Genomic DNA, 13,345 nt, shown 5'->3' with positions numbered 1-13,345 from the left:
TCCGGGGTTCGGCGTACGGCGTCGCACCGAAGCCGGGGTCCGGAGCGCGGCCTCATGAGGACCTGGCAGGAGATCCGGGGATTCCCGCTCGCCATCCGCCTGTTGCTGGTCAACCAACTCGGCGTCAACACAGGCTTCTATCTCCTCATCCCGTACCTCGCCACCCACCTGGGCGACAACCTGGGCCTGTCGGCGGCCGTCGTCGGCATCGTCCTCGGCGTACGCAACCTCAGCCAGCAAGGCCTCTTCCTCATAGGCGGCTCCGCCGCCGACCGGCTAGGGGCCCGAGGTGTCATCATTACCGGCTGCGCGATACGCACCGTCGGCTTCGCCCTCTTCGCGCTCGGCGACGGACTGCCCGTACTGCTCGCCGCCTCGGTGCTCAGCGGAGTGGCCGGCGCTCTGTTCAACCCCGCCGTGCGCACCTGTCTCGCGCTGGAAGCGGGGGAGCGCAAAGCCGAGGCGTTCGCCCTGTTCAACGTCTTCGCGACGACCGGTGCCCTCATCGGCCCTCTCCTGGGCAGTGCCCTGCTGCTCGTCGATTTCCGGGCCTCCGCGCTCACCGCCGCCGCGATCTTCGCCGTGCTCACCGTCGCCCAGGCCCTGGTGCTCCCGGCCCGGGACGTGCCACCGGCCACGAGCAGTGTCACCGCCGACTGGCGGGAAGCCGTCGGTAACCGGGCCTTCCTCGCGTTCGCACTGGCCATGGTCGGCATGTTCACTCTGGAGAACCAGCTCTACCTGCTACTGCCCGCAGGCGCCCGCCAGGCCACCGGCTGGGACGGAGCCGCTGGACTCGTCTTCCTCGTAGGCACGATCGCGGGCGTCGCCTTCCAGCTGCGGATCACCCGCGCAACGAAGGGCCGCGGGACCAGAGGACGTTGGATCGCCACCGGCCTCGTGCTGATGGGGCTCGCCTTCGTACCGCCGATGCTCGTCGCAGGTACGGTCACACCACCCGACGGGGCCTTGGACGCCTTCCTGCGCGCCCTGCCCGTCCTGGTCGGAGCCTTGCTGCTGCATCTGGGAGTCATGACCGCGCAGCCCTTCGTCATGGAGCTGATCCCGGGCTTCGGGAGGCAGACACTGACGGGTACGTACTTCGGGATCTTCTACGCGGTCTCCGGCATCGCCGCGGCCGTCGGCAACGCGGCTGTCGGCTGGGCCATGGACGCCGCCCAGCGAGACGGGGGCGGCAGCCCGGCCGCTCTGCTCCCCTGGGCCTGCTGCGTGGCGGCCGGGCTCGCCTCGGCGGGCGGTGTGATCTGGCTGCAGCGCAACGGCACCCTGCCCCCGACAAGGCCCGCCCCCGTGGGGGTGACGGCATGAAGCACCGGACAGGGAATCGGCTCACCGACCGCCTGGAACTGTACGAGGCCAGGTCCCCCGATCCCGAACGCCTCGCCGGGCGTTGGGCGTCAGGCCTCCTGCGACGGTACGGCGCGGGGCCGTCCGTCCTGTACGACGGCCCCGGCCCGCGCACCGACCCGGCCTGGCAGCCGGGCGCCGAACCAGGTACCGCCGCCGACGGCGACCGGCTCCACCCCGTGCCACGAAGTCCGCACACCCAGCAACAGGAGAACAGCCATGACCGCAGCAGCCGACAGACACGAACGCTTCCCCGGCCTGCGCAGGCGCGGCTTCCTCGCCGCGGCCGGAGGAGCCGCCGGCATCGGCGCGCTCACGCTCGCCGGATGCTCAGGACCCGTCGCCACGGAGACGACCGCCGGCAAGGGGGACGGCACCCCCCGGCGCGGCGGACGGCTGCGTGCCGCCTTCGCCGGAGGCGGCGCTAGCGAAACCCTGGATCCGCACCTGGGAAATCTCTTCGCCGACGCCGCCCGGAGCAAGGCGCTCTTCGAGAAGCTCGCCGACTACGGCGCCGACCTGGCCGCGGTGCCACGTCTGGCCGAGACATGGGAGCCGAACGCGGGCCTCGACCGCTGGACCGTCACCCTGCGGCAGGCGGAGTTCCACGACGGGAAGCCGGTGACGGCCGCCGACGTCCTGTACAGCTACCGCCGCATCGCCGACCCCGCGAAGGCGTACCGCGCCCGCGCCTCCCTGGAACCCGTAGACCTGGAGGCGAGCCGTGCGACGTCGGAGCGGACCGTCGAGTTCGTACTCAAGCGGCCGACAGCCGAATTCCCCAACGTGATGGCGGCCTTCGGCGCCTACATCGTCCAGGGCGGCGCCACAGCATTCGACCGCGAGCCGATCGGCTCCGGCCCGTTCCGATTCGTCTCCTTCACCCCCGGGCGCTCCACCGTCCTGCGGCGCAACGAAACCTACTGGGAAGGTGCCCCGCACCTGGACGAGCTCGAATTCGTTGTCGCCAACGAGGAGTCGGCCCGGATCAACGCCCTCCTCGGCGGCCAGATCGAGTACGCGCACGAACTCAACCCCGCCACCGGACGCGCCCACGAGAAGGCGGGCGGCATCGAGATCGTCCGGCTGCGGAACAGTGCCATGCAGGCCTTCGCCATGAAGACGGACCGCCCGCCCTTCGACGACCCTCGGGTCCGCGAGGCGTTCTTCCTCATCGCCGACCGCCAGGAACTCGTGGCCGGCGCCCTCTCCGGAGCGGGCGAGCAGGGTAACGACCTCTTCGGCAAGGGATACGAGTACTACGCGGACGAACTCCCGCAACGCGCACAGGACATCGGCCGTGCCCGAAGCCTGCTCAGGCAGGCCGGCGCGCAGGACCTGAAGGTCACGCTCGACACCTCCGCCGTCGCCGCAGGTTTCACCGAGGCCGCAGGGATCTTCCGGGACCAGGCGGCACGCGCCGGAGTCACCGTCGACGTACGAATGGGCAGCAAGGACTCCTACTGGAAGGACATCCTCGACTCCGGCACCCTGTGCTGCTACCGGTCCGGCGCCATGCCCATCGAGTCCCACATCTCCCAGCGACTGCTCACCGGGTCCACCACCAACGCCACCGAATGGCGGGACAAGGCCTTCGACACGCTGTACCAACAGGCTCAGTCGACCAAGGACAAGGCGGCACGGGCCACCCTCTACGGGCGGATGCAGCGGCAGCTGCACGCCGAAGGAGGGTTCCTCGTCTGGGGCTTCGGAGACTGGATCCTCGGCACCGCACGCTCCCTGCGGGGCGTCGCCGGCGAAGCACCCGCCAACACCCTGGACTGGGCGCGCTTCGACAAGGTCTGGCTGGCGTGAACGGACTGCGTTCCTGGATCGCCCGGCGGCTGCTCCTCGGCGCCCTGCAGACCGCGGCCGTGGTGCTGCTGGTCTTCGCGCTCACCGAGGCGCTGCCGGGCGACGCTGCGGTGGCCTTCGCGGGGGACCAGCCCGACCCGCAGCGCATCGCCGCCGTCCGCGAGGCGATGGGGCTCGACCGGCCCGCCCACGAGCGGCTGGCCGACTGGGTCATGGGGCTGCTCCACGGCGACTTCGGCACCTCGCTCACCTCCGGACGGCCCGTGGCCGGCTTCCTCGCGGACGGCTTCGGCCCCACCCTGCTCCTCGCCACGGTCACGGTCGCGCTCCTCATTCCCGTGGGGGTAGGCCTCGGCGTCCTCGCCGCCCGCCACGAAGGGCGGTTCACCGACCGGCTGATCAGCTCCGCGACCCTCGGCGTCTACGCGGTGCCCGAATTCGCCCTCGGCGTGCTCCTGGTGAGCGTCTTCGCCCTGCGGCTCGGGTGGTTCCCGCCGACCGCCGTCGGATACGGCACCGGTCTGCTCGCGCATCCCGCCGTGCTCGTCCTGCCCGTCCTGGTCCTGCTCGCCCGCCCCGTCTGCTCGCTGGCCCGGCTCGTCAGGGCCGGCATGATCGAGGCGCTCGCCGCTCCGTACACCGCCCATGCCGAGCGGTACGGAATCCGTGGGGCCCGCATCCGCTATGGGCACGCCCTGCCCAACGCGCTGGCTCCCGCCACCCAGCAGCTCGCCCGCACCATCGACTGGCTGCTGTGCGGCGTCATCGTCGTGGAGGCCCTTTACGTGATCCCCGGACTCGGCACCGTCCTCATGAACGCCGTGGCCGACCGCGACATCCCCGTCGTGCAGGGACTCGCGGTGGTCTTCGGCCTTGCCACCGTGGTGCTCAACCTAGGCGCCGACCTCGTCACCCACCGTCTCGCACCGCGCACGGGGGTGGCGGCATGAAGCGGCTTCGCAGATACGGCCCCGGTGCGGCCGTCGCCGCGCTTCCGCTCGGCCTCGCCCTGGCCGGGCCGTTGTTCGTGGGGGAGCCCTCGGCCCGCGCAGCGTCCTTCACCCTCGGCGGGGGACACGTGCTCGGCACGGACTTCGTCGGCCGGGACGTCCTGCAACAGGTGCTGCTCGGCGGGCGACCCGTGGTGCTCGTCGCGCTGGCAGCCACCGCTCTCGCATATCTCGTCGCCCTGCCGCTCGGGCTGATCAGCGCCCTCACCCACCGAAGGTGGCTGGAGGAAGTGCTGATGCGTCCGCTGGACGTGCTGCTCGCCGTTCCCTCACTCCTCATGATCCTGCTGGTCGCCGCCGCCTTTCCGCCCGGAGCGGCGGGACTCGCGCTGCTGGTGGCCTTTGTCTCCATCCCCGACGCGGCCCGGATCGTGCGCGCGGCCGCCGCGGAGGCGGCGTCCCGGCCGGCCCTGGAGGCACTGCGCATGCAGGGGGAGAGCTGGTGGCGCCTCGCCGTCGGATACGTCGGGCGGTCCATCCTGCGCACCCTGGCCGCCGACGCCGGGATCCGGCTGACCGGCGTGCTCTACCTGGTGGCCACCGCGGCCTTCCTGGGCATCGGCGTCGCCCCGGACGCCGCCGACTGGGCCGTGATGGTGGACCGCAACCGCACCGGACTGCTCATCCAGCCCTGGGCGGTCGTCGTGCCCGCCCTGCTCATCGTCGCACTCACCATGGGCAGCAATCTGCTCGTCGACGCCGCCATGGAGAACCGCACCCCGTCCCGGAAGGGCAGTCGCGCATGAAGTCGCCCATGAACGAGAACCCTGTGATCGCCACCGTCACCGGGCTGGCCGTCGAGGTCGGCGGGCGGGCGATCGTCGACGGGGTCTCGCTCCGGATCCGGCCCGGCACCGTCACCGCCCTCGTCGGCTCGTCCGGCAGTGGCAAGACCACCACCGGCCTCGCGCTGCTCGGTGAGTACCCCACGGGCGCGCGGGTGACGGGCGAAGTGGTCGTGCACGACACCCGGATCGGCTACATCCCCCAGCACCCCGCGACCGTCCTCAACCCGGCCCGCCGTACCGGATCCCTCCTGCGGGACATGGCGCGGCAGCAGGTACGCGACCTGCCCCGGGCGCGGCGTCGTGCCACGGCACAGGAGCGCGTGGCCGAGGCGCTCGCCGATGCCCAGCTCGCCGATTCCGGCGATGTGCTGAGCCGCTACCCGCACCAGCTGTCCGGCGGCCAGCAGCAGCGTGTCGTCCTGGCACAGGCGCTGCTCCTCGGCGCCCGCGTCATCGTCGCCGACGAGCCCACCACCGGGCAGGACGCCCTGACCAAGCGTCGCGTGGTCGCCCAGCTGGCAGCGGTGGCCCGCCGGGGCATCGCCGTACTGCTGCTCAGCCACGACCTCGACGTCGTACGCGAACTGGCCGACGAGGTACTGGTGATGCGCGGCGGCCGCGTGGTCGAACAGGGCCAGGCCCACCGGATCCTGGACGCTCCCGCGCACCCGTGGACCAAGGAGCTCCTCGCCGAACCGAGGACCCTGCCGTACGCAAACCCCGGACGCACCGGCGCGGAGCTGCTCACGATCAGCGGACTCACCGCCCGCCACCGGACCGGCGGCTCCCGCGTCCCGGTACTGAACGTGGACAGGCTCGCCCTCCGCAGCGGCGAATGCCTTGCCGTCGTCGGGCGCTCCGGCAGCGGCAAGACCACACTCGCCCGCTGTCTCGCCGGCCTCCACCGCGACCACACGGGACAGATCCTGCTCGACGGCACAGCGCTGCCGCGCAGTCTGAGGGACCGCAGCCGTGCGCAGCTCGCCGCCGTGCAGTACGTCTTCCAGGACGCGCGGGCCGCCTTCGACGAGCACCGGCCGATCCTGGACCAGGTGGCCCGCACAGCGGTACGCCTGCACGGTGTCGAGCGCCACGAGGCGGCGGCGGAGGCCCAGCGGCTGCTGACGGACCTCGGACTGGACGAGGACCTCGTCCGCAGACTGCCCGGCCGGCTGTCCGGCGGCGAACTTCAGCGCGCGTCCCTTGCCCGAGCGCTCCTCGCGCGTCCCCGCGTGCTGATCTGCGACGAGATCACCTCAGGTCTCGACCCCGTGACCCGGCGCTCCCTGCTGGACCTGCTCGCCACACTGATCCGTCAGCCGGACGGGCCGAGTGTCGTGCTGATCACGCACGACTTCGACACCGCGGCACCTGCCACACGGGTGGCCGTGCTGGACGGAGGAGAGGTGGTCGAGGAAGGCCCCGGAGAGCTGATCCTGACTGCTCCCCGGCACCCGTTCACGGTCTCGCTGCTCGATGCGTCGAAAGGGTGGGGAGCCGCCGTACGTCCGTGAAGCGGAATCGGGGCCACCCGTCCGGACGTACACTCGGCCCATGGGTCGCACCGTGGTCATAGGGAAGTGCCTGCACCAGGCCGCCCCCGGTGCGCCCGCGAGCCGCCGTATCGCCCTGCACGGGCACGGCTAGCGACCTCAAGCGGTCACCGCTTCCCGGGGCGACGCCTCGCCCCGCTCCTCCTCGTACTTCCGGGCCCGATCCGAGCGCGAGGCGCGGGCTCCACTTCACCACCGCTGCTTCGGCGCACCGCCGTCGCGGCGTTCCGGCGACGGCCGCACCACGGCTCGAGCCACCCCTCGAAGGGACCATCTTGAAGCTGAGCGAGCTGCTGGCCGGACAGGCCCACCACGTCCTCCAGGGCGACCCGGAGAGGACGCACATCACAGCCGGGACGGCCTTCGACGCGGACCGGGTGGCACCGGGATCGCTGTTCATCGCGGTGCCCGGCCATCTGGAGGGCGGCCCCGGAGCGGTCGCCCCGGCTCTTGCCCGGGGCGCGGCGGCAGTCGTCGTGGAGGACGGCTTCGAGCTGCCCACGGCCGTGCGGGACGTCTGTGTCGTACAGGTGCCGGACACCCGGAGCATGGCCGCCGTCGCCGCCTCCCGCTACTACGGCGAGCCTGGTCGCCGGATGGACATGGTGGCGATCACCGGCACCAACGGGAAGACCTCCGTGTCGTACATGGTCGAATCCGTGCTGCGGATTTCCGAGGGGGCGAAGGCCGGGGTCATCGGCACGGCCGGAAGCCGCATCGGCGACGAGCTGATCCCGATGCCCCGGTCGGTGCTGACCACCCCGGAATCCCCCGACCTGCAGTACCTGCTGGGCTGCATGCGCGATCGTGGTGTGGGCACCGTGGTGCTGGAGGCCACATCCATGGGCCTGCTGACGCACCGGGTCGACCATACGTTCGTCGACGTGGGGGTCTTCACCAATCTGAGCCAGGACCACCTGGACGACCACGGCACGATGGAGAACTACCGGGACGCCAAACTCCGGCTCTTCCAAGGGCTGTGCAGGCACGCCGTGGTCAACGCCGACGACCCCGTGGGCGCCCTCGTCGGCGCGATGATGCCCGGCGCGGTGACCACGTACGCCCTCGACACCGAAGCCGACTACCGGGCCACCGACCTGGTCGTCGAGGCCTCGGGCACCCGCTTCACGCTGCATCACGACGGGCGCAAGTATCCGGCCGCGATCCCCGCACCCGGCAGGTTCTCCGTGTCCAACGCGCTGGCCACCGTGGCGGCCTGCCACACCCTGGGCCACGCCCTGCCGGGCCTGGTCGCCGCGCTCGAACGGATGCCGCAGATCCCGGGCCGGTTCGAACGCTTCACGACCGCGGGCGACATTTCGGTGATCGTGGACTACGCCCACTCCCCGGACTCCCTGAACAAGGTGCTGAGCACCATCCGAGGGTTCGCCCGGTCCAAGGTCATCACCGTCTTCGGCTGCGGCGGGGACAGGGACACCACCAAACGCGCCGAGATGGGGGAGATCGCCGGAACTCACTCCGATCTCTGCGTGCTCACCTCGGACAACCCGCGCGGCGAGGACCCCGAGAGGATCCTGGACCAGGTCGCACCCGGCATCGAGGCCACCGGTACCCCCTACGAGCGTTTCGCCGACCGCCGCCGGGCCATCGCCTTCGCCCTGTCGGAAGCCGGTCCGGAGGATGTCGTCCTGATCGCGGGAAAGGGCAGCGAGCCCTACCAGATCGTCGGTGAAGCGCTGCTGCCCTTCAGCGACATGGCCACCGTGCGGGAACTCGCCGGGAGCTGACCCAGGGAGCCCGCGCCGAGGCCGGAGGGCTCTATGGGCCCTCGTCGAGGAGGACCACGGCGCGGACGTCACCCGATGTGCCACGGCGAGTCCAGAATCGTGCGTACGAAGTCCCCGCGCTCGAAGCCGGGGACATAGTGCTGGAGTACATCGGCCTTGACGTTACCGAAGGCCGCCTCAGGTTTCGGGCGGATCCCGTCGGTGAACGCGGCAAGGATCCGCCGCTTGAAGTCGGGCCGCGGATGCGGCGCGACGATCGCGGCACGTCCGCGTCGGAGACGTCCTCGTAGCCGATGCCGAGCACGTCGTACTCCACACCGGCCGTGACCAGCGCCACCTCGGGCTCCATGGAGGCGGGGATGCCCGGTGTGGTGTGCAGGGCGATGGCCGTCCACACCCGCCGGACGCTGTCCGCCGGCACACCGCGCGACCGCAGGAACCGGCGCGCCTCGTCCGCGCTGTCCACCTCGAAGCGCCTGCCGCTGGCGCGGAAGCGCTCGCCGAGCCCGAGGTCGTGGAACATCGCCCCGATGTAGAGCAGTTCGGGCTCCCAGGAGAGATCGCGCGCACGGCCCTGCAGGGCACCGAAGAAGAAGACCCGGCGCGAGTGGTGGTGGACGAGCTCGTTCGTCACGTCACGCAGCAGCGTGGTCGCCTCGGCCGCGAGCTTCGTATCCGGTACCTGCACACCGGCCGTCGGGGAGGAGCCGGTCGTCATGGTGTTCACCCGACTTCCCGAAGGCGGGCCGGACTTTGCGGCCCCTGTCACTCCAGGATCCGCGCCGAGAGAGTGTGCCGCCATGACCGCAGGGCCGTACATCCCACAGATACGGACAGGGGGCCGCGTCCGGGCGGGGGAGCGCCGGCCCGGCGCGACTCACATCGCACCCGCGTCGATCGATGCCATTCCTGTGTTGGCCCAGGCCGCCTGTCCGATGCCAAGCTGAGCACCGTGCCCGCCGGACCGGCGGCGGGACGGCGACGGCGGGGGAGTGTCGGATGAGGGTGTTCACGACGAGGAGCGGGGCGGTCGCGGGAGTGACGTCCGCGCGCACGCCCGGAGTGGTCGTGCTGCGCGGGATCCCGTACGCCGCACCGCCGTTCGGCGCCGACCGGTTCCGAGCCCCGTGCCCGGCCGCAGCCTGGGACGGGATCAGGGACTGCGCCGCGTTCGGGCCCGTGGCGCCACAGTCGGCGCAGCTGCCGGGAGCGCCCGCCTGGTCGCCGGGCGACGAGAACGTCCTCAGCCTCAACGTCTGGACGCCGGGGAGCGACGGCGACGCGCTGCCCGTGCTCGTCTGGATCCACGGTGGTGCCTACGTCTTCGGTTCCTCCGCGCAGCCGGACTTCGACGGTGCGGTCCTGGCCGGCCGCGGGCTCGTGGTCGTCACGCTCAACTATCGTCTGGGCTTCGAGGGATTCGGCCGTGTTCCCCCCACGGCCGGTGTGGACCGCTGCCCGGACAACCGGGGACTGCTCGACCAGACCGCCGCGCTCGAGTGGGTGCGGGACAACATCGCTGCGTTCGGCGGTGACCCCGGCCGCGTCACCGTGGCCGGACAGTCCTCCGGGGCGACCTCGGTGGCCTGCCTGATGGTGATGGACGGGGCACGCGGACTGTTCCGGCGCGCCATCGCCCACAGCGCTGTGAACGCCTGCGCCTCGCCCGGGTCCGCCGCCCGGACCACGGCGGAGGTGGCCGCGGAGGCCGGTGTGCCCGCCACATACGACGGACTGGTGTCCGCCTCCCCGAAGGCGTTGGTCGATGCCTCCGACCGGGTGACCGACGGATACCGGCGCGACCCCGGGTCCGGAGCGCGCCACTACGACCCGGCGATCTACGGGCCGGTGGCAGGGGGTGCCACCTTGCCCCTCGACCCGCTCACGGCGTTCGCCGGGGGCGCCGGCCGCGAGATCGACCTGCTGGTCTGTCACACCGCGGAGGAGTACTGGCTGCTGGATGAGGTGGGCAGCTGTGCGAAGGTCACCGAGGAGAGACAACTCGCCGCCTTCGCTGCGGACTTCCAGATCCCGAAAGCCGTGCTGGACGGCTATCGCAGGCACGCGCCGAAGGCCTCCGTACACGACACCTATCTGGCCGTGTACGGGGATCTGCTGTTCGGCGAGTACAGCTGCAGACTGGCCGAGGCCCATACGCGGGGAGGCGGCCGGACCCGTCTCTCACGCTTCGCCCGGCAGCGCGACGGCCGGGGAAAGCCGGTCAGGGCCTGGCACTGCGCGGATGTCCCGTTCGCTTTCGGCACCGTGGACGACGAGAACGTCCACTTCCTCATCGGGGGGCCTCCCGGCGCCGCCGACCATGCTCTCGCGTCGCGGATGACGCGCGCGTGGGCGGAGTTCGCGGCCACCGGCGACCCCGGCTGGCCACCGCTCACCGCGGCGGGCGGCCCTGTGCGGATCTGGGACACCTCCACGGAGGCGCCGGTCGGGCGCTGGGATGCGTTCCGGGCGCCGTGGCGTCCCTTCGAGCTGCCGCTGCTCACGCCCTGATCTTCCGGTGGCGTAGGCGAATTCAGGACGACGTCATTGGCATGGACCTGCCCGTCCAACTGGACTACAGTCCGTAGGCGATACCTATGAGAGCGCTCTCAGGCGGCTCTCGGACGCTTCCTGTTCCACCCCACGATGCTGGAACAACAGAAGGGGCACTCCCTTGAGACATGCGACGATGGTGCGGACCGGTCTCTCCGCACTGCTCATCATCGGGACCTGGGCGACCGCCGGTCTGACCCAGGCCGCCGCCGCCGGCTCTCCCGCCTCGGCCGAACCTCAGGCCTCGGCCGGGATCATCACGGCCATGCAGCGCGACCTGGGGCTGACACAAAGTCAGGCCGAGGCGCGGCTCACTGCGGAGGAGGCGGCAACAGCACTGCAGGGAAAGGCGCGTAGCGCGGCCGGAGCGTCGTTCGGCGGCACCTGGTTCGACGCGAACAGCGGCAAGCTGACGGTGGCCGTCACGGACAGGGCCAAGGCTGGTGCCGTCCGCGCGACCGGTGCGGAGACCCGTGTGGTCGACCACACGGCGCACGAGCTCGACGCCGTCAAGAACAAGCTGGACACGTTCTCCGCCCCCAGTGGGGTCAGCAGCTGGCATGTCGATCCCCGGGCGAACAGTGTGGTGGTGAACGTCGTTGCCTCGGAGCAGGGTGACAACGATGTCCGCGCGTTCGTGGCCAAGGCGCGCGAAGCCGGCCCCGTCACGGTGAAGCAGACCGTCGAGGCCCCGCAGACCTTCGCCGCGGGAACGGTAGGCGGCGACCCGTACTACACCGGCAACGTCCGGTGCTCCATAGGCTTCTCGGTGCACGGCGGCTTCGTGACGGCCGGCCACTGCGGCCAGGCAGGCGGAGCGGTCAGGGGCTGGGACGGCTCAGCCATCGGCACCTTCCAGGGCTCGTCCTTCCCTGACAACGACTACGCCTGGGTGAACGTGGGCAGCGGCTGGTGGACCGTCCCGGTGGTCCTGGGCTGGGGCACCGTGTCCGACCAGCTGGTCCGCGGCTCCAATGAGGCCCCGATCGGTGCCTCGGTCTGCCGCTCCGGTTCCACCACCCACTGGCACTGCGGCAATGTCCTCGCCAAGAACGAGACCGTGAACTACAGCCAGGGCGCCGTGCGCCAGATGACCAAGACCAGCGTCTGCGCCGAACCGGGCGACTCCGGCGGCTCGTTCATCAGCGGTGACCAGGCGCAAGGCGTCACGTCGGGCGGCTGGGGCAACTGCAGCGGCGGCGGTGAGACCTGGCACCAGCCCATCAACGAGATCCTCAACCGCTACGGGCTGACCCTCCACACGGCCTGACCGGTGATCGGCAGGGCCCGGTGACCCTGTGCACGTGATCGGTCTGCTGCGACAGCGGGGTGGCCCCCTGCCGTAGCAGGCCTCGGTCGTGAGCCGCGCTTACGGGCAGGACCGCCGCTACCGTCCTCCTTCCCGCCGTCGGTGCGGCCGGGAAGACCGCGGCCGGCCACGGAGCCCGTGGCCGCCGCGGACCCGTGCGTGCGGGAGGTTCGGCCCTGGAGCGGACCGTCAGGACACCTCAGGCCCCTCAGGCCCCTCGGACCCTTCGTCCCCCGAGCTCAGCTCCTCGGCCCGCAGTGCCAGGTCCTGCAGTACATCGGCAGAGGTCACGTCCCCCTGCCCGGAGTCGTGGATCTGCGCGAGCGCGATGAAGGCCAGGGTGAACGCGCCGACGAGCTGTTCGACGGCGCCGCCGACCTCGCGCCCCACCAGGGCGGCCATCTCCTCGACCGTGGCGTCCGAGGGAATGGCGATGTGCGGCATCGTCTCGTTGAGGAGGGTCGTCACCATGCTTCCGCCGGCGTCCGGGCCGCCGCCCGCGTCCTCCTCGGCATGGCGCTGTATCTCTCCCGCTTCCGTGAGGATGCCGATCACTCGCTTGAGGACTTCACTCTGCTCCATACGGCGAGCATAAGCGCCGGACCTGCCACGTCCGATCGCTCTCCCATGGTGTGCCGAACGGCCGATGCCCCCAGGGCCGGAAGGGGGCCGGGGGCTCGGGCAGTCGCCCGGGGCGGGGCTCAGGCCGCCCTTGCGGGGCCTGCCGCCCGAGGACGCGCGCATCAGCTCCGCATAGCGTCACCCGCTGATCCTGACGGTGTGGCGCCGGGGCGCGTGGCCGACGTGCACCAGGCCGAAGCGCTTGTCATAGCCGTGCGCCCACTCGAAGCTGTCCAGGAGCGACCAGGCGAAGAGCGGTGCGCCCTTGCCCACGGCCTGGGCGCAGGTGGCGAGGTGCTCCTCCGGACAGCGCCTACCCTCCGGGTCGTGCACCGAGCCGTCGGGCCGGACGACGTGCTGACAGACCGAGCCGTTCTCTGTGACGTGGCCCCGCCGGGAACTGCGCTCCTCGGTGAGGCGCAGCAGCTGTTCCCGGCCCTCGGAGTGGACATCCAGTCCCCAGCGGTGTGCCGGGCGCCGGGCAGATGGATCTGCTGGGCGTGGGGGCGGCCCGTACGCGTCGGCGGTGACGGGAAGCGGGTGGGACAGAGCGCTCTCCCGCAGTGGCCGAAGAGGCCCG

General features: G+C 71.4%; 10 protein-coding genes and 2 pseudogenes. 8 read left to right on the top strand and 4 right to left on the bottom strand.

All coding sequences use genetic code 11. The annotated features are described in order from the left end of the window. Nucleotides 1–54 precede the first annotated feature (54 nt). Entirely contained in the window at nt 55–1,329 is a 1,275-nt protein-coding gene (locus ACWD04_RS21130; RefSeq protein WP_451134071.1) for an MFS transporter, read from the top strand. 89 nt (nt 1,330–1,418) lie between these two features. Here the strand turns inward: ACWD04_RS21130 and ACWD04_RS21125 are convergent, their stop codons facing one another. Then, nucleotides 1,419–1,589, bottom strand: a complete 171-nt coding sequence (locus ACWD04_RS21125) for a hypothetical protein (RefSeq protein ID WP_451134069.1) — start codon at nt 1,587–1,589, stop codon at nt 1,419–1,421. Between ACWD04_RS21125 and ACWD04_RS21120 the strand changes: the two genes are divergently transcribed. The 5 genes from ACWD04_RS21120 to ACWD04_RS21100 all read left to right on the top strand — a co-directional run bounded on the left by ACWD04_RS21120 (nt 1,588) and on the right by ACWD04_RS21100 (nt 8,282). Next, nucleotides 1,588–3,183, top strand: coding sequence for an ABC transporter substrate-binding protein (locus tag ACWD04_RS21120; RefSeq protein WP_451134067.1), 1,596 nt, complete (start codon nt 1,588–1,590; stop codon nt 3,181–3,183). The two genes, ACWD04_RS21125 and ACWD04_RS21120, sit on opposite strands and share 2 nt — an antisense overlap. Next, nucleotides 3,180–4,133: an ABC transporter permease gene (locus ACWD04_RS21115; RefSeq protein ID WP_451134065.1), complete on the top strand. Its 954-nt coding sequence runs from the start codon at nt 3,180–3,182 to the stop codon at nt 4,131–4,133. Before ACWD04_RS21120 ends, ACWD04_RS21115 begins: the two co-directional genes overlap by 4 nt. Then, complete coding sequence (locus ACWD04_RS21110; protein ID WP_451134063.1) at nt 4,130–4,939, top strand: ABC transporter permease subunit; 810 nt, start codon at nt 4,130–4,132, stop codon at nt 4,937–4,939. Before ACWD04_RS21115 ends, ACWD04_RS21110 begins: the two co-directional genes overlap by 4 nt. A gap of 8 nt (nt 4,940–4,947) precedes the next feature. Next, on the top strand, nt 4,948–6,495 hold the full coding sequence (locus tag ACWD04_RS21105) for an ABC transporter ATP-binding protein (protein ID WP_451134061.1): 1,548 nt from the start codon (nt 4,948–4,950) through the stop codon (nt 6,493–6,495). Between the two features lie 314 nt (nt 6,496–6,809). After that, the gene (locus ACWD04_RS21100) at nt 6,810–8,282 is read left to right on the top strand and encodes a UDP-N-acetylmuramoyl-L-alanyl-D-glutamate--2,6-diaminopimelate ligase (RefSeq protein WP_451134059.1); all 1,473 of its coding nucleotides are present in this window, start codon (nt 6,810–6,812) and stop codon (nt 8,280–8,282) included. Nucleotides 8,283–8,350: 68 nt separating this feature from the next. On the opposite strand, the pseudogene ACWD04_RS21095 reads toward ACWD04_RS21100, so the two are convergent. Next, nucleotides 8,351–9,000 (bottom strand): annotated as a pseudogene (locus tag ACWD04_RS21095) (HD domain-containing protein). 281 nt (nt 9,001–9,281) lie between these two features. Between ACWD04_RS21095 and ACWD04_RS21090 the strand changes: the two are divergent. Continuing rightward, on the top strand, nt 9,282–10,793 hold the full coding sequence (locus ACWD04_RS21090; protein ID WP_451134057.1) for a carboxylesterase/lipase family protein: 1,512 nt from the start codon (nt 9,282–9,284) through the stop codon (nt 10,791–10,793). A 178-nt stretch (nt 10,794–10,971) separates the two neighbouring features. Next, entirely contained in the window at nt 10,972–12,105 is a 1,134-nt protein-coding gene (locus ACWD04_RS21085; protein ID WP_451134218.1) for a S1 family peptidase, read from the top strand. 228 nt (nt 12,106–12,333) lie between these two features. On the opposite strand, the gene ACWD04_RS21080 is transcribed toward ACWD04_RS21085, so the two are convergent. Continuing rightward, nucleotides 12,334–12,726 (bottom strand): hypothetical protein, encoded by a 393-nt coding sequence (locus ACWD04_RS21080; RefSeq protein WP_451134055.1) that lies wholly within the window; start codon nt 12,724–12,726, stop codon nt 12,334–12,336. Between the two features lie 177 nt (nt 12,727–12,903). Further along, nucleotides 12,904–13,296, bottom strand: a pseudogene (locus ACWD04_RS21075) (family 1 glycosylhydrolase); the annotation flags it as partial. Nucleotides 13,297–13,345 lie beyond the last annotated feature (49 nt).

The sequence above is a fragment of the Streptomyces sp. NPDC002911 genome (assembly GCF_053591835.1).
Note: the sequence above shows the minus strand (reverse complement) of the source record. Positions and strands in the feature narration are given on the sequence as shown.